Below are 18,092 nucleotides of genomic sequence, written 5' to 3'. Positions count from 1 at the left end.
CGAATTACCGCTGAATTACTCGAGATTGACAGATTTCCGGTGACGATATGGAGGTTGCATCACGATGGCTGGAGAAGGGGCATGTGGCTGCGACACCGGGCAGTGCGTTTTATGCACCGGGGTGGATCCGGCTGTTGTACACGGCGTCGATGGAGAAGCTGAAAGAGGCGATGGCGAGGATCAAGAGGGTGGGGTAAGAAGTTCTTTTTTATATATATTCTCCATCTTCAGGCTGTCACACCATGGAAATAGACCCGGTATTTTTCCTGCACCAGTTCGTTCTTCTGGCAATCTGTTTTAGTCTCTACTATATCACCGGCGAGCTGGTGCTCAACAAGGGCATCAAAGTAAATTACACCCGAAAGATCAACCATTTCGCCATTTTCTTCCTCCCCATTTTCCTGGACATCGTCTTTGTGTACGAGAAGTCGCCGGCAACAAAAGTACTCGGTCTCATTATCGCCATCAGCACGCTGGTTATCTTTATCCAGCCGCTGCGGGAGCGGAGCGGAATCATCCGGACCATGTTCCTCAGCTTTGACCGGCCCGAGGACCGGCCCCACACCCTGCGCTGGCTGGTGTCGCAGTATATCGCAGCTGCCTTTGTTATCGTTCCCCTGGTGATGTACTTGGCGTCGGTCCACCTGGAGGCGCTTGCGATGATCCCGCTCCTGATCAACGGGCTGGGTGACGGGCTTGCCGAACCCGTGGGGGTGAGGTTCGGCCGCCACAAATACAATGTCCGGGCCCTCTTCTCCGATACCATCTACCAGCGTTCGCTGGAAGGGAGCATGTGTGTTCTGCTTGCCGGTATCCTGAGTATCGCTGCTTTCAGTCATCTCTTCACGTTCCCGCAGTTCATCGCCGCAATGCTGACGGTTCCCCTTGCCACGACCCTTGCCGAGGCATATTCCCCGCATACCTGGGACACCCCGTTCATCTATGCTGTTGCGGGCGTGCTGCTGATTGGTATCGTGACGTTTGTGTAAGGGACGAACAGGTACTCATCCCTGCAATCAAAGAATCAACGGATCAGTTCTATGCCCCCGGGATGGATCCGGCTGTCGTACGCGGCTTCGATGGAGAAGCTGAAAGAGGCGATGGCGAGGATCAAGCGGGTTGGGTAGAAGAGCAGGTGAAGAAAGTCTTCTGGACCTTCTTCATCTCGATGGCCGGGCTGATCCTAGCACAGGTGCTGGACCCGGTGACAGCTCAGCAGATGTCGGGTTGATTACGGGGATGTGTGGGTGAAAACCGAAGGTCGTATACCATCGCCCACCTTTTTTTCTCCATTCAGGATAAAGGGCCGGTTTTTTCAGGCTTGAAATAAACTCTTGGAATTCTGCATTATGAAGATTCGGGAGAAGGTTCCAAGGATAACACCGGCATCGCCCCCCTGTTTGGGACAAGATATTTTTCCAGATATTGCCGCACTTCAGGATAGATCTCATACCGGACATTTTTCCTGTTTTTTTGTATGGAGACAATTCCATCATCACTAAGTCTTCTCATGTACCATGTAACCAACGGTCCTGATATTCCCATCATCACTTCCAGATTCTTCCTGTTCGTATCGGGATTATCAAGCAGTAATATGAGAATGCGGTTATCAGTCTCATTCCGGATATGCTTGAGCACCGTTCTCTCTACCTCTGAAAATTTCCCGGAATTTTCAAAATACCGTGTATGGCCGTTTGTATTCATAGCGGAGATCTTTCCTGTCGTCATGAGTATGATGAGATGATACCGGAGAGTTCCTGGTTTAATGCCGGACATTCGCACTAAGGAATTGAAGTAGATACCGGGATAATCCTGTATATAACGATAGGCAAGATTCCGGGTGTTGTTATGGAAAACAATTGACCGGGTGACATTCCGGTATCCCAGATATGCGTATAGTTTGATGAATAAGAAGAGTTCAACGGGGAATCCGATAAAGGAGGATACAGAAAGAGCCAGTGCGAGCAGCATCATTCCCGGGGGAAGCTCCCAGAAATCGACCGGCACGGTTTCCAGTGGCGTACCAGTATCCATATCCGGTGTTACCGGTTCGACTGTGTATCCATTATGAAACCCGCAGGAACCGGATGGTACTAACGAAAATGAACAAAGCACAAGAATCAGGAAGATTCCGTACCTGATCATTTTCTTCATCCATGAATATTCAGGGTACGATAAAAAAAGGGTTATGGTCTAACTCGCGGATGCAGAATATGTGTAGCTTTGCACGCCACTCACCCGGTATCCATAAACCTTCGACCACCAGGTACCGGATGCAAGACCGCCGGATTTGGAAATTCTCAGGTTAACCCGGCCATCAATCCGCCCGTCTGATGAATCATAATAGGGACCGAGTGTGGTATCAGGGGCAGCAATCGTGAGCGAGAGGGAATTCGAAGGGTTGCCCCAGTACAGATCAGTAAAGAACGACGTTTTTCCCGGCGAGACGGAGGTTGAATACCACTGGGTCTGTCCCTGAGATATTGTGGCCGAACTCAAACGGGATATCTCCGGCAGCATGAGGGTGTTATCACCCGGGGTCACGACATACCCGTCTTTTTCTTCAACAATCTTTGCCGATACAACCGGTACGGTCAGTGCCGCACCGATAACTAACAATAGTGCTAACCAGTGAACCTTCATGGTATCACGGGAAAGCGTCCAGTTGTTGAGTTAATACCTTTTGTCGGTCAAAACTTTACACGTTATTCTCAGGTAAAGTTTTGACCGACAAATCGTTTATAACCCGGAAATAAACCGCTCAGTGTGGACAGCCGGAGGTTGTCCCGGATAACTCAAACGGAGAGGAAGCACTATCGCTATCATATCCACCCTCTCCTTTCCGCTGGCATAACTCACACGCACGTGACATTTATGGCCACATCTTTCATCTGTTAGCGGAGCGCATCGACAAATGAGAAAAATAAAACGAGGTAAAAACCATGAAACATATGAAAATCAGCGTTGTCCTGCTGGCACTGCTGCTGGCGGCGATGGTACCAATCGTGAGTGCTGCGGAGGCGCAGGCTGACGATGCCCTGAAGGTATCAAACGATGGGGTAATTGATGCTTCCCTTAAAGGAATTGTCACACAGCCGGACCCTTACACGTATGTCTTTACCGGAAAAACCGATGACAAGACAGCAAGCGTCAACCACTTGATTGAAAACCTGAACAAGAAGACGATGAATGCTGCTGTGAAATCTGGAACCCCGATATCTGGTTCGAACACTGCCACCATGCCGCTTTTTGGCAGCTCCATCTGGCAGAGAACCCAGGTATCCGGAACAAAGGACGGGGGATGGATCTCACCTTACACCAAGACCATAAACGGAAATCTCGTATCCAACTGGCAGGGAAGCAGCCCATATTATGCTGATAAGATTACCTTATCGTCCCTGATTTCTGCTTCTGGTGTCGGCGTCTCAATTAGTATGCCGGGTGGCAGTATGGGATACCAGGATATCGGAGGTAACCGGCTTAGTTATTCAGACTACTGGACCACCGCATATGCAGTGTCCCACAGCTACTCAAACTTCCTGGCACAGAGCTGGGCCACAGTTCCCTCAGTTGCGGAAAGTGATTCGGGTACCTTCCGGTTCAGTTATTCAGATTACACGGTAAACACATACGTGTCAGTCTGATAATTTCAATTTTTTTTCGGTGCATCATGTCAATAAAATGGCGTATTGGAATCCTGCTTCTCATCGCCAGCCTTGCTGGCGTTTGTGCTTTTTTTGTCCTTAACACGGGCATACCCTCACCTCATGAATCCTGGAATAAAAAAACCACAGAGAAAATCGGGTACTCCCATGCCCCCGAAGGGGGCTACGCGGATTTTGCTCCCAACGATCCTGATTTGTATTCAACCTATTACTTTTCTCTGGCATTGAAAAATAATCATATTGACCTGATGCAGAAAGAACAGACAGACCTGTGGTTGTATTCCCGGGAACGGGAATTAATCGCAAATCCTTCCCAGGTCACTCTAAAGGACCTGTACTACCTGACCGGCTGCATGAAAAATTACGATATCCTCCCGGAAAACCGTTCAGGGATCATGTCCCTTGTTGAACAGTACAGCCAGCCGGATGGATCGTATGCGGACAGGCCCGGACTTGAAGGATCATCTTTGGATACCATACGGGCCCTGGAAATCCTGGATTTTATCGGAAACAATACCGGGAATATGGATATCACCCGCGAGTGGCTAGCCCGGCAATATCAATACGATCAGATTTCTGAGGATGAAGACTATTTACTTACTGAAACACAGGTCCTGCTCCCCGTATCCCACCTGACCGGTATCGACCCGGACCTGGAAGGAAGCACCCGTTTACAAAAAAGCATTGAGGAACGATATGCAGGGAAATGGAAATCCGAGTTGGAGGCTCTGCCCGGGAAAAAACCAGATCTGTTTACGCTCAAAGCTCTCGAAACCGAAGTACGTTTCTCCGGAAAGCTCACACCGGAAATTTCCCAAAAAATCCAGGATTACGTGTACTCCCTGGAGTTACCAGACGGAGGATATAATGCGATCCTGGGTGATTATGGTGAGTCCCAGGGAACATATCTTGCAATGAAGCTGTTGTCCGATATCGGATCTCCAGTTCACGACACGACAATCGAGTTCATCCGGAGGCATGAGAGCCGGTACGGGGGATTCCGCCCTGCGTTCAAGATTACCCCTTCCCTGAAAGATACATTTTATGCAACCCAGGTTCTGACCAGGTTGGACCCGCACAACCCTGCGATTCCGGCAGTCAAACCCTGGCTTGATGCAAGGATGGCTGATCCCTCACTTTCTCCCGAAGACCAGTATTACCTTGTAATGACATATCACGAACTGGGGGAGTCCGTCCCACAGGCAGCCACCCTCCGGAATATACCGGAACAGCAGATTACAACGTATTCTATATCCCCGGACCAGCTGGGAGATCTCGAACAGGTCTTTTACCTGCTGAAGATGGTAAAGGCCACGGATCACCCCCTGGACTCAGCTCAAAGAGATAGTATAATCCGGAAAATCAACCAGTTCCAGAATAGTGACGGAGGTTATGGTTACGGGGGATCGGATTTGGCCTCAACATATTATGCTTTAGGGTCACTGGATACACTTTCAGCTTCTCCTGATAATCCTGAGGCATGTATATCATGGATAGAGCAGGGATATGCCGGTGACGGGGGGTACTACTACCGGCGGGGGGATCAGTCAACCAATTTTTCCTATATCACACCAACATACATGTCCGTTTCTTCGTTGAACTACCTTCACCGGTATCCGGGAAACGCAAAAACAACCCTTCAGTGGATCGACAGCAGCCGGTATTCTGACGGGGGTATTCAATTGATGCCGGAGAAACCAGATACCGAAGTCAATGATGCCACGTTCCGGGAAAAACTCGAATACACCATCCAGGGCTTGGAGACGGAGCAAATCCTCCTTCATCGCACCGGTATATGATAAGGGAGAAAAGCCCAAGGAAAAAACAGGCTCACCCCATCCTCATCGCAAGTGGGAGTGCTATCCCTCCCTCTCCCCCTAATCATTCACCGGGACAGGAAATGTCAACAGACCCGGCAACCCACAGAAAATATCCATGGCTGACAGCACATTTCCGGATCCGGCCCCCCGGAAAAATCTCCTCAACTATATTGTATGGATTGTTATTGCGGCAACTCTTCTCCTCGCCATTATATTCTGGTTTATCGTCTTTGGCATTCCTGCTGGTAGCGGTTACATTTATGCCCGCAGTTAGTGCACAGGCAGATGCCAACAGGTTGCCAGACCCTGACGCACATAAGGTTGTATTTGTCGATTCACCACGGATTATTGTTGTGGAAAACACACACATCAAGTATTGTTGATGTCGGTAATATACGGATTACCCTGACTTCAAATCCGGAACATAGGTGTAGCGTGCCAGAGTTTCTGTCCTAAAATAGTGACATAATTTATGTCCGCTTTCAAGAGCACCGTGCAGGTGCTTGCGGGTGAAAGCGACAATGGAGATCAGGACAAAGGCAGTAGTATTTTACGAAGAGAAGATACACAGTGCCAAAGAGATTGGAGAGACGTACAACATCTCCGAAAGAACCGTGAGACGATGGGCACAAAACCATCGCAACGATCCCGAGAACGGGTTGAAACCGAAGAAGACCGGACCGCGGAGACGGACCCGTTGGGCAATTCCGAAATCGTTGGAACAACGGATCATCCGGCTCAAGGGAAAGTATCCGGCTTGGGGAGCCCGACGGATCAAACACCAGTTCGAACTCTCGTGTTCCTGGAGAACGGTTCACCGGATCCTCAAGAAACATGGTCTCCTCATCCGGATCAAAGCTAAACCCCAACCGTCCGGGAAACGGTTCCAGCGTCGTCATGTCGACAGTATGTGGCAGGGGGATACCTTCCAGTTCCGGATCCGTGGCGTTGGTAAAGTCTACGTCACCGGATTCACTGATGATTGTTCTCGCTATCGTGTGAAAAGCAAAGTATACCTGCACAAGGATGCTGCCTCAGCGGTTAATGCCCTTCAATGGGCACTTCGGGCCGGCAGGATTCCCTGGGAGATCTATCTCGATAACGGGAAACAATTCGTCTCAAAACTGTTCAAAGCGGAAGCCCAAAAACATAACATCAAACTGATCTTCGGCAGACCTTATCACCCCCGTGGCCGTGGGAAGATCGAACGGTACCACAAGACTCTCTACCGGGAACTCATCGCTTTAAAGCAATTCCGTTCGCTGGGCCATTTCAGGAAAGAACTCTGGAGGTTTGACCAGCTCTACAACAACTGGCGTAAACAGGAGATCCTGAACTGGATGACGCCTTCTTCCGTTTACAACAACAAAACCAATTTCAATAAAAACAGAAAATGTCTATCCAGCGGACATAAACTCTGTCAACAAAACGGACAGTAATTATGGCACTCTACAACTACTGGACGATTACATTCAGAGACACTACCCGGAACATCCAGACTACCTATATGACGAGCCAGAATGCTATGCCAAACACGAATGTCAAAATCCAGATCTATCTTGAAACGGCAAACCGCGCCTCGATCCCAAACAATAATTACATGTGCGGAGATTCTACGTTCAGGAATTTCTATCTGGTGAATACCAATGGGCAGAATGTTATGCCCGGTACCGTCGGGAGCGGAGTCAATTCGGTATGGACAAATCTTCCTGGACTGAGTGTCGGAAACTCATGGCCAAGCCGGATTATCCTGAATACCGCCAATTGAGGGAAATCCTATGACCCCTTTTTTTCCAATGAAAAACCGGTTTGGTTTCATTGTAGTTACGGGTCTTTTCTGTCTGTCCCTTTTCATCTCGGTCAGTGCAGTATCGTCACACATCCTGCCGGATACGCCGTACGATGAAGACCTGTCTGACAGGGTGATCACGCTTGATCCCGTGGGGAACCACACCGCAGGAGATGTTTTCACGATTCGTGGCGTCACATCCCTTCCTGCCGGGCGAAAACTTATGGTTGGTATGCATCTGGGGGGCTGCAGGGTGGGTTACTGTATCATGTCAGAACATTTGGGCTACACGGTTGTTGTCAACGGGAGCTCGGGCATGAACACCTGGAGTTATCAATTGAATACCACCGGGTTCTGGACAGTTGACAACGACGGGAACAGATGGGCGTATGATATTAATGTCGGGGATTATCAATTTGTTACAGTTAACGATGATGAGACTATCTACCTGTTCAACCAATCCGAATCTGCATCGATCCCGGACAAGCCTGACCTGCGTAAACCCGGGTCCGGGAATTTGACCCAGTCACAACCTGCAATAACCGGTCCAGCGAATGCCACGGCGAGACAACCTGCACCGGTAACCGTCCTCGTTCCGGTTGTTGCACTGGGAATCATGGGGATGATACTGTTCCGGATAAAAAACGGGTAATGAGATGAAAGCACAAATGCAGGTTATCCATCGATTTTCACACATCCCTCCTGAATGAAATACCTGTTACGGGAGATCCACAGGATCATTTTTGACATGTAAAGTTTTGACCGACAAATCGTTTATAATCCCAAGTCAAACCGCTCAACGTGGACAGCCGGAGGTTGTCCTGTAAACACAAAAAGCCGGGGGTTCAGCTGCATTGCACACTGTCAGGACCCCCGCACATCCGCTGGTAATCATCAGTTTTGGTTTGTTCATAACGGAGTTGAGCAGATATGCCGAGCGGATGCTGTCGCAAAAAAGGAAAGGAGATGAAAAAAGAATGCACTTATGCAATCTAAACGTCGTCCTGCTGGCACTGCTGCTGGCGGCGATGGCGATGGTACCGATTGTGAGTGCGGCGAACGATGCGACGATACATATTAGTTCCGCACAACTGGCCGAAGAATCCCGGATGATGTCTGTAGATGTTACGAAAATACCTGTTCGTGATTTAACAATCAATGATAACGTTGAAAAAGTGACCGTGAAACAAAGTCTCACATCCGAGAAGGGAGACGGGATTTCCACGATTTCCCCCGGTTCAATAATTCGCCATTCCAAGGATAACATTACGCGGGTTTTCGATGGATCGGGAAAACAGGTCTTGTACGCAAACGATGATGAAGCCGCACTCGTTCCAACACCCTCAGGCAAGATGCTACCCGCATCCCGAATCCACCAAGTCCCCTCCGGTGCATTCCTGAAAACAGTCGGAACGGAGACCTATGTCATTTCGGGCGGAGAAGTCCTCTTTACGGTCATTAATGACCGCGCGGGGGACATGTCCGATGAAAAAACACTTGCTGATACTAACGCAGTACTTGTAAACCCGGATTTTACCGGCTGGATCGAGGATGCTTTTGACAACAATGTCCCGCAGATCGGTTATTTCTCTGCATACTGGGTAGCTCCATCTCACCCGCCCTCATCGGAAAGTCAGGAAGCAATATTCCTGTTCAATGCAATCCAGCCCTCTGCCGGGAATGCAATTATTCAGCCGGTCCTTGAGTGGAACCAGCCAAGCACAGGATTATACTGGACCGGTGCAGCATGGTCCCTCAGGAATGGTGTCGGATATCCGAGTTCCCGAGTCCGGGTGAATGACGGGGAAACCGTACGTGGCCAGATGGTCTGGAGACCGTCAATGAATGCATGGCTCATTATGTTCACCAACGGGGCCGGCCAAACTGTTTCAAAATACACAACGGATATCAGTACTAATCGCAACTTAGCAACATTTGTTGCTCTCGAAGGAACAAAAATTGATGATAATACGGATGTTCCTGGGGACACAACATTCAGCAGCATGCAGTTCCTGTCCGGCCTTGGCGGAAGTACAGTTCCGATTGTCTGGGGACAGAATATCAACCCGAACGCACCCCTGACCCAGCTCCGCGTGCAGATTATTTCAAATCCTTCATCCGTGAAATTACATACAGCGAACTGATACACCCGGAAGATCCACGATGAAGAACCAGATACTCTCTCTTATTTTTCTCCTGTTGATGATCACCAGTGGTTTTTCAGGTTGCGTTGGCCGGGAGACTAATGGAAAAATCCCGGAATCTTCTTCGGGTCCATCTGTTACAACTCCAACACCTGTCTATTCGGCTGTCCCGACACTAACAGGAACGACTGGCGTCCCGGTCTTTGTTGTGAATTACACGGCAATACGGTTCATTGGCAGAGATGATCCGGCTCACCCGATGAACGAGGCCCGGAAAAATGCTATCGCTAAAGCTGCTATTGCTGATGATCGTGCTCGCACCCTTCTTGCCGGAGGGGGTATGATCGAAGGTGTCCTGTACCAGTGTCACCCGACACCAAAGGATTATTCCGACGCTGCATGTGCACCGGCGCTTCGGGTGTTGCATAATGGTACTGCCTGGGATTTCCTAGTCGATGAAAAAAGCCAGGTTGTGATATTTGTTCAGCACGAGATCCCATCGGGTTCATTTACGTGATCTCATTTCCGTGATTTAGCACAATCCGGGGAATGGTAATGCAAACTGATAAAAAAAACCTTGCTGTCATTGCCGGACTGTTATTGTGCGGTATCAGGGGCAGCGATTGTGAGCGAGAGGGAATTCGCCGGATTACCCCAGTACAGATCGGCAAAGAACGAGGTTTTTCCCGATGGTACATATGTTGAATACCATTGGGTCTGTCCCTGGGAAATCGAGGCCGAACTCATTTGGGATATCTCCGGTAGCATGAGCGTGCTATCCCCAAGTGTTACGACATACCCGTCTTTTTCTTCAACAATCTTTGCCGATACAACCGGTACGGTCAGTGCCGCACCGATAACTAACAACAGTGCTATCCAGTGAACCTTCATGGTATCACAAAGAAAGCGTCTAATTGTTGAGTTAATACCTTTTGTCGGTCAAAACTTTACACGTAGTCGAAGTGTAAAGTTTTGGATGAGAGATCGTTTATAGGAGGATTGGTTATCAGTGATGCGGTTATCCGATTGATATCCGCCGATCCGGAGAGATCATGGTATCACAACCTAATTCTCTCTCCGGGTTGTTTTTGATTATTCAAAAAGAACCAATAGCAGATTGTGATACTTCTTCATTCACGATTAAAAAGTAATGAGGAATCCGATGTTCATTATTTCCGGACATGTAAAGTTTTGACCGACAAATCGTTTATAATCCCGGGGCAAACCGCTCATTGCGGACAGCCGGAGGGCGTCCCAATCAGTGGAGGACGGGGTTCACATAAGTATGCACACTTGACGAACCCGATCCTGCCCGTAGGCATGAGATGAAAGACTTCTCTTCATAGAATGTTTGGATCGTGCCTCTGTTAGTAGAGAAAAATGGAGGTATTGAATTACATGAGAAAAAACAGATTATGCGTTATCCTGTCTGCATTATTGCTCGCAGCGATGGCGGTGGTACCGATAGCGAGTGCGTATAGGGCTGATGACTGGGGTCCGAACTATGGTTATGCAAATGACTTCAGTAATGATGCATATAATGCCGCAGTTCAGCAAAGCAACATGGGTTACGGTGCTTATTATGATTCCAATGTTCCTGCATCTTCTGCATGGAGTAACCTGCCAAGTGATCAGGTATTTTCCTTTAACGGTCATGGTAACAGCGGAGGAATTGTTTTTTATGACAATTCCAGGATTTATGCCAACAATCCATCTGACCAAAAAAGCATATCAAAATTAACCAGCGGTCAGATCAATGATCTTGCACTTGCAGTATTTGTTAATTGTAATTCCGGGTCCGGTGGTTCCAACCTTCTCTCAACGACTGTAAACCGCGGCGGAGATGCTGCCGTAGGGTTTACCGGAGAAATTACAAAGTTTCAAGCCGATTACTGGACCCAGCGTTTCTGGTATCGTCTTAACCAATATTCCACCATACAGGATGCGGCATATTATGCAAAAGTGGATACCCTGAATACATACTGGTACCTAGGTAGTGGAGGGATAGACACAGTAACCTGGCAGGGACCGGGAGTGTCAAACACGATAAAACCGGCAAGAGCAGGATCATAATCAAGGAGGGAAAATGATGAAACAGTTTACGAAAATTTCAATAATATCGGTGATTATTGCATCGCTGGTGATCGCTTCCTTTCCCGCGGCAGCATTAACAAAAGAAGGAGGACAGGATTTATCGCCATCTTCAACCGGCATCGGAATTGATGAGGCGAAAAACAGAATTGTGGACTTCGACGGCAATTCAAAGAATCTGAATTCCTTGGATTTCAAATACCATGGGTCTATCAAATTTCCATACGGAGAAGTATATGACTTTTCGGAAGGAAAGAACCGGTATTACGTAAATAAGGAAAACGGGGATATTGAATTCGCATATTTCTCGGATGCTCGCTCCAGTTCACATCGTGTCCATATTGATAAGCAGCAGGCAAAAAACAATGCCGAAATCTTTGCGAAAGAAAAATACAAAACATTCATTACACGAAATATGGAGTTGACGGAATCTACGCTTATTGATCATGGTGCCGGAGGACAGGAATATGCGTTTGTGTGGTCAGAAAAAATCAATGGGGTTTCCACATTGAACAAGATATACATCACTGTAGATTCGGATAATGGTAAGATTATCTCATATCTGGCTAAAGAGCGGGAAACCAAGATCAACCTTGAGCCCAATGTCAGACAGTCTGATGCTGTCAGGGCCGCTCTTGAACAGTTTGGGAATCTCAAAGATTCTAGGACTGATGCCTATCTTTCACTTGCTTGTCCTGAACCGGATGTTCAGCAACTGGTATGGATCGTAAAAGTTAATGCAGCACCTGTTGATGGCCTTGTCCAGGGAGGGCAGGTTGTTGTTGATGCCCAGAACGGAAAAATAATTCTCTTTAATCCATTCAATTAATTTTTGATAGCATGTCATCCCTAGAAATTGGAAAAAAAAATCCAAGAAGGAAGATCCTTATATTTTTATCTATTACAGGGTTGACCGGAGTCTTTGCACTGGTTTTATTTTTTTTCTTGAACCAGTGGATTTGGAGACCATTTGTTGATTACAATTTTTATCTGATAATTATCCAGATAACGCAGATGCTCTTGACCGGTTTGCTCATTCTGTTTTTTACTGGTGCATGGGCAGTCTCTCAATGCCGGTTATCCATCAATAATCAAAAAGATGCCCTGGTTATCGGTCTCCTGTCGGGATGTATAACAGGTACCGGCATCGCATTCTGCATAGCATTAACCAGAAATCTTCCTGAGGGTTCCGTGTATTTCCCCGTCTTATGTCTGATAATACTGTCGATTATTCTTGCGTCTCTCGGAACGATGACCGGCGCCGTGGGATATTATCATGGATTATCATTTGGGGAAGCAAGCAGAGTTGCTAAAAAGAGAGGGGCGCAATGTGCGTTTACGTTAACCGCCTTGTTCATCCTTATCCTGTTATCAGCTTCGATCCCTCCGATGCTGGCTTTAATCGGAACAACTTCCGGCCTTATTGCCAATGACTGCCTAGAATGCCGGCTCCATCAGGAAATCAGAGTTGAACGTCTTGACAATCTGACAATCAGGATACTGTACTCAGCAAAAATGCCTGCAGTATCATGGATCGGTCGATACAATCCTCCGCGGATCCTTATTCATGATATAGATGTCAGCAACCAGACCGTATCTGAGAAAAACGGTTTTCCTGTAACTGTTAACCCCGCTGGAGGATTGACCTATGATGAGGATTCCGTTGTAATTATCTCAGGGAAGGGTGTTGCCAATTGTAATAGTACTCCGATACGTCTGAAGGTAATCAGTTACAATGGATCGGAACAACCGGTTATCCTTTATGACGATAGTATATAATAAACTCAGGTTACGATGGATCCGGATGACATAAACTATGTCAGTACAAACACCGGCAATATTAAAGTTGGATCCGCAATGCCATATCGGTAAAACCAATAAACAGAAGCGCATCGGCGGTGACGGAGCAGTATATTAACCACTGATGAAAAATGAAACCCTCGTTAAAAGATCTGTCATTACCGGCAATCTTCCTGTGGGGCAGCCTCGGCGGTGTCTGTTCAGCCGCAGCGTATTATCTTCTGCAAGAGATATGGGACCGGTTTTTTCCGAATGCGATAGAGTTTTTTCCGTATCATGATGCCCAGGCAATCGTACTCTTTACACTGCTTTTTGCCATCCTTGGGTATATTGCGGGGGACCTGTTCAGTACCGGAAATAATACATGGGAGAGCATTATCGGATTGGTATCCGGGATTGGTACAGCACTTATGTTCACGGCGATCATCGCGTTCCAGACGATCATGTTGGACGCAGGGGATCTTTCCGATCTGCCGGTCGTCCTGTTCGCGGTGATCCTCTTAGGATCGGTTGCCCTGCAGTTGGCAGGTGCATGGTTTCATCAACCCAGGTACCTGGCCCCACCGGATGAGAAAAATACCCGAAGTCCATCAACCGTTGTGAAAAGACTCTGCAATTACCGGTTATTATTCCTCGCAGTCCTGATCATCCCGCCAAGTCTGTTATACCTTGGTATGAGTACGGGAGTTGTTGCAGAAGAGCTCTCGTGTTGCGCCCCAATTATTTCCGATAGTGTGGATGTAACCCGTACCAGCCCTGATTCCATTCGTATTGTTATGATTCCGGATGCAAGGATAAAACATGATTCGGCCCCCACCGTGAAAATATATTTGGATGAAAAGGATGTCAGTAACCAGTCGATAATTCAGGGATCTGGTTTTAACGCGAAAATTACACCTTCAGATGGGCTCCAGTTCCAGAAAAAAGCATCCGTAACACTTCAGGGGAGAGATGTGTCAGGAAATGAAACCGTACCCGTCCATCTCCAAATCATTGTCACATATCCTGACACGGGCCTCCGTGTGGTGATCAGTGACCGGGAAATCTGATACTATACCGAGGCGATTATTCCGCGTTGTTGATACCGGAGGAGCAACGAATTATATTTTAAATTTTGAATCAAATGGCATTTATAGTATACATGTGGATCTGAAAAGTGGAAAGGACGGGTTCACATAAGTTTGCACACTTGACGAACCCGACCCTGCCCGTAGGCATGAACCAATTATCGTCTGTCCTAATGAAGATTTTGGATCATGCTTCCGAAAAATGGAGGTAGAAATCGCATGAAACAAAAAAGAGAATGGACTTTGCTGCTCGCAGCACTGATGCTGGGAGCGGTATTTGTTCCGCTGGTAAGCGCGACGAACGATACGAACCCGACACCCCCGGGATGGGTCGGTGAATTCGATGAATGGGCCGGACAAAAGGATATGTCGGCATATAACCCGATCGTGACACCGGTTGCAGTCAGGAAGATGGATGAAAAGACCGCAAAGGCATACCCGGGCGTTACGATCATCAGTCCTGATACCCGGTTCCCTCCCGGCAATGACATCGTGGATTCACAGAAATCCTCAATGAAGGTTGCAAGGATCAACTTCATCAGCCCTGCAGGAAAAACCGGTGCGGTGAAAGCAGCAGCTGCAATCCCCTTCGTGGCCCCTGAATACGGATATTTCAACTGGTACTGGACCCAGGATACCACAGTCACCCAGACAATTGTCATCCATAATTACGGGACAACCGCCGCAAGCGGTCAGGTAACATTCGTTTCCATTGAAGACGGTTATGGTGCATCAGCAGCATTTACAAACCTCGCCCCGGGTGCCAACTGTTCGGTTTCAATCCCGTTCCCTGTCGTTGCAAGTCAGAGTTCCGTAGGAATAAAACCGATGGGTTTTTTCATCACCGTAAATCCTGGCACCGTGACATGGTCCGGGCAATTGTCCTTAAACGGGATTGAAAAATACAACAATGATGCCTCGCACCTGCCGGACCCGGATGGCGGGGACAACCTTGAGACAAGCGACCTGTACCATTTCCCATTCAGTGAAGGGTATGCAATCATATCTGAAGCGGCAACCGCAGCCGATAATACCAATTCACCGTATGATACGGCAGGCAGACTAAACGACTACGTTGGAACTAAAATGAATTATTCGACAACTACTACGTATTTACTCTATGCTGCATCAGATCTCTATATTGTAAACGATAACTACCGGGGAGTATGCGATGAATTTTCCACAATGGATGTAACTTTCAGCCGCTCGCTTGGGATACCTTCACGGTTCCTCGGCATCACCTGGATTGACGAGAACGGTGTTGCCCAGGGGCATGCAATCCTGGAAAACCGGATGGCGGGTGCCTGGGTGCATTCCGATCCAACATGGAAATCGTTCAACAACCCACAGGTATATGAAATGGCCAACAACACACATATGAGCCTGACAAAGTATACCGATGCTGATGACAGCCGGTATACTACAGATCCCTCAGGTGACGGCTTGCTGAGATATGAAGATATGATTGCCGAGCCGTTTGGAGAACTGCCGGCATACAATTAACCCTTTTTTTATGAGAACGATTGCACTTGTTTTCAGTTTCCTGCTTGGTATCACGACACTACTGGGGATAGTATCTGCAGCAGAAATCACACCGGTATATCCCGGTATGGGCATACCCCTCGATCAGCTTACCGGCAGGCATCCGACCGTGAAGGGCAACGCCACCATTATGGAATTTTTCAATGAGTGTGGTGTCGGATATTGGTACGAGGAGCAGATGGATATAGATTATAAATCAGTTCACATCCCCCCGGCCAACAACTGCGGGAAACAGCTAGTATTCTCGATGAGAATGACCGGGGAACGCAATGACCCCACAAGAATCACTGACATCTGGATCATCGGCGCCAACGAGACGTGGTCAAGCTCAATTGAGACAGTATATCCTGGCGGGGGGATTTCACGGGCTCTTGTGCAACCGGCTCAAACCCGCAATGTCCTGTCTTTAAATTTTGCGGGCGCAGTCATTGCACTTGCATTCATTGGCATTGCATTAACGTTGAAGGAACGTAAGAAAAAAAATTCATGAACAGGAGGTTGCTTCAATCCCCCTGCTCTGTGTATGAATCGAAAAAAAGATGATGGATGATCAGGCTGCGGGTATTCATGCCGGTTTCATGCATCCATGTTCCCTGTTTGGGAATATGTCAACGGCTTCTCGGAGGCCTACGCCATGACCGGCTGGCGGCTCGGGTACGTCGTGGGTCCGAAAGAGATCATCACGGAGATGTCCAAGGTCCAGCAGCACTCGATCAGCCAGGTCACGACCTTTGCCATGTGGGGCGGGGTTGCGGCACTCAGGGGTGACCAGCAGTGTGTCGAGAACATGCGGCAGGAGTTCGACAAGTGGCGCAAGTACGTCATAGGCGAACTGAAAGCGATGGGTTACGAGACTGCCCCGGCCGAGGGTGCGCTCTATTCGTTCGTGAAGGTTGCCGGAGCTGAAATGGAAGTGGCGTCCCGGTGGCTTGACAAGGGGTACGTGGCTGCTACACCGGGCAGTGCGTTCTATGCACCGGGATGGATCCGGCTGTCGTACGCGGCTTCGATGGAGAAGCTGAAAGAGGCGATGGCGAGGATCAAGTGGGTTGGGTAAGAGAGTATTATCGACGGCATCCGTACCTATTGGAATAGATGAGTCGGATATTTGGTTTATCCCCTCCTATTTTCCTACAACAATCTTTAATAATAATACTCTCAAACGGAATTTGCCGATAACATCGATGGATGTTATGCGTGAAGCACCCCAATGTTTCACGGTATCCTGGATGCTAAACCCATCGAAAGATACAAAGCAAACGACAATGTTTGCCAATCCATTTTGTTATTGGCTCCAGATGAACGGAGTCAATAGAATGAACTACGAGAGTGAAGTTAAGGCACGGGTCGGTATTATTGGCCTTGGTGCAGTCGGTTCTGCATTTGCACATGCAATGAGTTTTTTCCATCCCTCCTGTGTCGGTTACGACATCAAGGGCAAGGGTTCCTGGAATGAGATCGTGAAAACGCAGGTTGTCTTCATCTGCGTCCAGACTCCCGGGGGTTTTGATGACCGGCTTGATTGTTCAGCAGTCGATGATGTCCTGTCACGGTTGACGGAGAGCCGTTTTCAGGGAATTTGTGTAGTCAAGAGTACCGTGAGAGTCGGATATATGGACTCAGCGAAAGCACGGTTTCCCCGTCTCCATCTTGTCTATATGCCGGAATTCTTACGGGAAAAGAGGAATTTCCAGTGGGCGGTCAATCCTGACCGGATTGTCATCAGCGGCGACGAAACGGCGGTTGATGAAGTATTGAAGCTCTTCTCATGGGTTGACGGACTGGAGGAGATTGTCCCGGTGTTACGAATGTCATTCCGGGACGCGGAGATCGGCAAACTTGCACATAACGCCTACATCGCCACAAAGGTCAGTTTCACAAATGAGATGGAGCGGATCTCCCGTGAACACGGGGCGGATCCCGCGAGCGTCATGAGTGTGATCCATGCTGACCGTCGGGTCAAATCCCGGGAACATCTCAGGCCCGGTCTCGGTGCATACGGGGGAAAGTGTGTGCCGAAAGACACCCGCGAACTGATCAATGCCTCCCATAATACACCCTTGCTCAGGGCCGTGGAAACGGTGAACGAGAACCATCAGAATTCCCGATTGGTTGTTAATACAAAACCCCCCGTTCCGCAGTCAATTGAAAACAGGTCGCATTAAGCCGGTGTG

Annotated in this window: 21 protein-coding genes; 17 read left to right on the top strand and 4 right to left on the bottom strand. The window is 48.3% G+C overall.

From position 1 onward, the window contains the following. Positions 1–47 precede the first annotated feature (47 nt). The 3 genes from PHF39_RS06740 (at position 48) to PHF39_RS06730 (ending at position 1,231) form a co-directional block, all read left to right on the top strand. On the top strand, positions 48–197 hold the full coding sequence (locus PHF39_RS06740) for an aminotransferase class I/II-fold pyridoxal phosphate-dependent enzyme (RefSeq protein ID WP_366144198.1): 150 nt from the start codon (positions 48–50) through the stop codon (positions 195–197). A 45-nt stretch (positions 198–242) separates the two neighbouring features. After that, entirely contained in the window at positions 243–989 is a 747-nt protein-coding gene (locus PHF39_RS06735; RefSeq protein ID WP_300221991.1) for a hypothetical protein, read from the top strand. A 62-nt stretch (positions 990–1,051) separates the two neighbouring features. After that, positions 1,052–1,231 carry a hypothetical protein gene (locus PHF39_RS06730; RefSeq protein ID WP_300221988.1) on the top strand — a complete coding sequence of 60 codons (180 nt, stop codon included), beginning with the start codon at positions 1,052–1,054 and terminating at the stop codon, positions 1,229–1,231. Between the two features lie 116 nt (positions 1,232–1,347). Here the strand turns inward: PHF39_RS06730 and PHF39_RS06725 are convergent, their stop codons facing one another. Both PHF39_RS06725 and PHF39_RS06720 read right to left on the bottom strand, forming a co-directional pair. Continuing rightward, positions 1,348–2,154, bottom strand: coding sequence for a winged helix-turn-helix transcriptional regulator (locus PHF39_RS06725; protein WP_300221985.1), 807 nt, complete (start codon positions 2,152–2,154; stop codon positions 1,348–1,350). Between the two features lie 39 nt (positions 2,155–2,193). Then, positions 2,194–2,643, bottom strand: a complete 450-nt coding sequence (locus PHF39_RS06720) for a peptidase domain-containing protein (RefSeq protein ID WP_300221982.1) — start codon at positions 2,641–2,643, stop codon at positions 2,194–2,196. A 299-nt stretch (positions 2,644–2,942) separates the two neighbouring features. On the opposite strand from PHF39_RS06720, the gene PHF39_RS06715 reads away from it, so the two are divergent. The 3 genes from PHF39_RS06715 to PHF39_RS06705 all read left to right on the top strand — a co-directional run bounded on the left by PHF39_RS06715 (position 2,943) and on the right by PHF39_RS06705 (position 6,924). After that, entirely contained in the window at positions 2,943–3,644 is a 702-nt protein-coding gene (locus tag PHF39_RS06715; protein ID WP_300221979.1) for a hypothetical protein, read from the top strand. Positions 3,645–4,189: 545 nt separating this feature from the next. Further along, positions 4,190–5,464, top strand: coding sequence for a hypothetical protein (locus PHF39_RS06710; protein WP_300221976.1), 1,275 nt, complete (start codon positions 4,190–4,192; stop codon positions 5,462–5,464). 530 nt (positions 5,465–5,994) lie between these two features. Further along, a complete protein-coding gene (locus PHF39_RS06705) occupies positions 5,995–6,924 on the top strand; it encodes a DDE-type integrase/transposase/recombinase (RefSeq protein WP_148277609.1) in 930 nt (309 codons plus the stop codon). Positions 6,925–7,214: 290 nt separating this feature from the next. Here the strand turns inward: PHF39_RS06705 and PHF39_RS06700 are convergent, their stop codons facing one another. Next, entirely contained in the window at positions 7,215–7,472 is a 258-nt protein-coding gene (locus PHF39_RS06700) for a hypothetical protein (RefSeq protein WP_300221967.1), read from the bottom strand. A 70-nt stretch (positions 7,473–7,542) separates the two neighbouring features. On the opposite strand from PHF39_RS06700, the gene PHF39_RS06695 reads away from it, so the two are divergent. The 3 genes from PHF39_RS06695 (at position 7,543) to PHF39_RS06685 (ending at position 9,935) form a co-directional block, all read left to right on the top strand. After that, positions 7,543–7,926 carry a hypothetical protein gene (locus PHF39_RS06695; RefSeq protein ID WP_300221964.1) on the top strand — a complete coding sequence of 128 codons (384 nt, stop codon included), beginning with the start codon at positions 7,543–7,545 and terminating at the stop codon, positions 7,924–7,926. Positions 7,927–8,215: 289 nt separating this feature from the next. After that, positions 8,216–9,418 (top strand): hypothetical protein, encoded by a 1,203-nt coding sequence (locus tag PHF39_RS06690; RefSeq protein ID WP_300221961.1) that lies wholly within the window; start codon positions 8,216–8,218, stop codon positions 9,416–9,418. Positions 9,419–9,437: 19 nt separating this feature from the next. Then, complete coding sequence (locus tag PHF39_RS06685) at positions 9,438–9,935, top strand: hypothetical protein (RefSeq protein WP_300221958.1); 498 nt, start codon at positions 9,438–9,440, stop codon at positions 9,933–9,935. Positions 9,936–10,015: 80 nt separating this feature from the next. Here the strand turns inward: PHF39_RS06685 and PHF39_RS06680 are convergent, their stop codons facing one another. Continuing rightward, positions 10,016–10,309 (bottom strand): hypothetical protein, encoded by a 294-nt coding sequence (locus PHF39_RS06680; protein WP_300221956.1) that lies wholly within the window; start codon positions 10,307–10,309, stop codon positions 10,016–10,018. Between the two features lie 558 nt (positions 10,310–10,867). Between PHF39_RS06680 and PHF39_RS06675 the strand changes: the two genes are divergently transcribed. From PHF39_RS06675 to PHF39_RS06640, 8 genes are all read left to right on the top strand, one after another. Next, positions 10,868–11,491, top strand: a complete 624-nt coding sequence (locus tag PHF39_RS06675) for a hypothetical protein (protein WP_300221953.1) — start codon at positions 10,868–10,870, stop codon at positions 11,489–11,491. A 13-nt stretch (positions 11,492–11,504) separates the two neighbouring features. Further along, the gene (locus tag PHF39_RS06670) at positions 11,505–12,338 is read left to right on the top strand and encodes a hypothetical protein (RefSeq protein ID WP_300221950.1); all 834 of its coding nucleotides are present in this window, start codon (positions 11,505–11,507) and stop codon (positions 12,336–12,338) included. 11 nt (positions 12,339–12,349) lie between these two features. Beyond that, a complete protein-coding gene (locus PHF39_RS06665) occupies positions 12,350–13,288 on the top strand; it encodes a hypothetical protein (RefSeq protein ID WP_300221947.1) in 939 nt (312 codons plus the stop codon). A gap of 152 nt (positions 13,289–13,440) precedes the next feature. Further along, positions 13,441–14,358 carry a hypothetical protein gene (locus PHF39_RS06660; protein ID WP_300221945.1) on the top strand — a complete coding sequence of 306 codons (918 nt, stop codon included), beginning with the start codon at positions 13,441–13,443 and terminating at the stop codon, positions 14,356–14,358. Between the two features lie 237 nt (positions 14,359–14,595). Further along, complete coding sequence (locus tag PHF39_RS06655) at positions 14,596–15,879, top strand: transglutaminase family protein (protein WP_300221942.1); 1,284 nt, start codon at positions 14,596–14,598, stop codon at positions 15,877–15,879. A 10-nt stretch (positions 15,880–15,889) separates the two neighbouring features. Continuing rightward, the gene (locus PHF39_RS06650) at positions 15,890–16,408 is read left to right on the top strand and encodes a hypothetical protein (RefSeq protein ID WP_300221939.1); all 519 of its coding nucleotides are present in this window, start codon (positions 15,890–15,892) and stop codon (positions 16,406–16,408) included. Positions 16,409–16,504: 96 nt separating this feature from the next. Beyond that, on the top strand, positions 16,505–16,975 hold the full coding sequence (locus tag PHF39_RS06645) for an aminotransferase class I/II-fold pyridoxal phosphate-dependent enzyme (protein ID WP_366144193.1): 471 nt from the start codon (positions 16,505–16,507) through the stop codon (positions 16,973–16,975). Positions 16,976–17,234: 259 nt separating this feature from the next. Continuing rightward, positions 17,235–18,083 carry a hypothetical protein gene (locus PHF39_RS06640; RefSeq protein ID WP_300221936.1) on the top strand — a complete coding sequence of 283 codons (849 nt, stop codon included), beginning with the start codon at positions 17,235–17,237 and terminating at the stop codon, positions 18,081–18,083. The last annotated feature ends 9 nt before the right edge of the window (positions 18,084–18,092 follow it).

The organism is Methanoregula sp. (genome assembly GCF_028712425.1).
In the GTDB taxonomy this organism is placed as follows: domain Archaea; phylum Halobacteriota; class Methanomicrobia; order Methanomicrobiales; family Methanospirillaceae; genus Methanoregula.
Note: the sequence above shows the minus strand (reverse complement) of the source record. Positions and strands in the feature narration are given on the sequence as shown.

Coding starts and splice junctions, on each gene's coding strand:
- PHF39_RS06740 (WP_366144198.1), top strand. CDS start 48: ATGGAGGTTGCATCACGATGGCTGGAGAAGGGGCATGTGGCTGCGACA.
- PHF39_RS06735 (WP_300221991.1), top strand. CDS start 243: ATGGAAATAGACCCGGTATTTTTCCTGCACCAGTTCGTTCTTCTGGCA.
- PHF39_RS06730 (WP_300221988.1), top strand. CDS start 1,052: ATGGATCCGGCTGTCGTACGCGGCTTCGATGGAGAAGCTGAAAGAGGC.
- PHF39_RS06725 (WP_300221985.1), bottom strand. CDS start 2,154: ATGAAGAAAATGATCAGGTACGGAATCTTCCTGATTCTTGTGCTTTGT.
- PHF39_RS06720 (WP_300221982.1), bottom strand. CDS start 2,643: ATGAAGGTTCACTGGTTAGCACTATTGTTAGTTATCGGTGCGGCACTG.
- PHF39_RS06715 (WP_300221979.1), top strand. CDS start 2,943: ATGAAACATATGAAAATCAGCGTTGTCCTGCTGGCACTGCTGCTGGCG.
- PHF39_RS06710 (WP_300221976.1), top strand. CDS start 4,190: ATGGATATCACCCGCGAGTGGCTAGCCCGGCAATATCAATACGATCAG.
- PHF39_RS06695 (WP_300221964.1), top strand. CDS start 7,543: ATGTCAGAACATTTGGGCTACACGGTTGTTGTCAACGGGAGCTCGGGC.
- PHF39_RS06690 (WP_300221961.1), top strand. CDS start 8,216: ATGCTGTCGCAAAAAAGGAAAGGAGATGAAAAAAGAATGCACTTATGC.
- PHF39_RS06685 (WP_300221958.1), top strand. CDS start 9,438: ATGAAGAACCAGATACTCTCTCTTATTTTTCTCCTGTTGATGATCACC.
- PHF39_RS06680 (WP_300221956.1), bottom strand. CDS start 10,309: ATGAAGGTTCACTGGATAGCACTGTTGTTAGTTATCGGTGCGGCACTG.
- PHF39_RS06675 (WP_300221953.1), top strand. CDS start 10,868: ATGGCGGTGGTACCGATAGCGAGTGCGTATAGGGCTGATGACTGGGGT.
- PHF39_RS06670 (WP_300221950.1), top strand. CDS start 11,505: ATGATGAAACAGTTTACGAAAATTTCAATAATATCGGTGATTATTGCA.
- PHF39_RS06665 (WP_300221947.1), top strand. CDS start 12,350: ATGTCATCCCTAGAAATTGGAAAAAAAAATCCAAGAAGGAAGATCCTT.
- PHF39_RS06660 (WP_300221945.1), top strand. CDS start 13,441: ATGAAACCCTCGTTAAAAGATCTGTCATTACCGGCAATCTTCCTGTGG.
- PHF39_RS06655 (WP_300221942.1), top strand. CDS start 14,596: ATGAAACAAAAAAGAGAATGGACTTTGCTGCTCGCAGCACTGATGCTG.
- PHF39_RS06650 (WP_300221939.1), top strand. CDS start 15,890: ATGAGAACGATTGCACTTGTTTTCAGTTTCCTGCTTGGTATCACGACA.
- PHF39_RS06645 (WP_366144193.1), top strand. CDS start 16,505: ATGTTCCCTGTTTGGGAATATGTCAACGGCTTCTCGGAGGCCTACGCC.
- PHF39_RS06640 (WP_300221936.1), top strand. CDS start 17,235: ATGAACTACGAGAGTGAAGTTAAGGCACGGGTCGGTATTATTGGCCTT.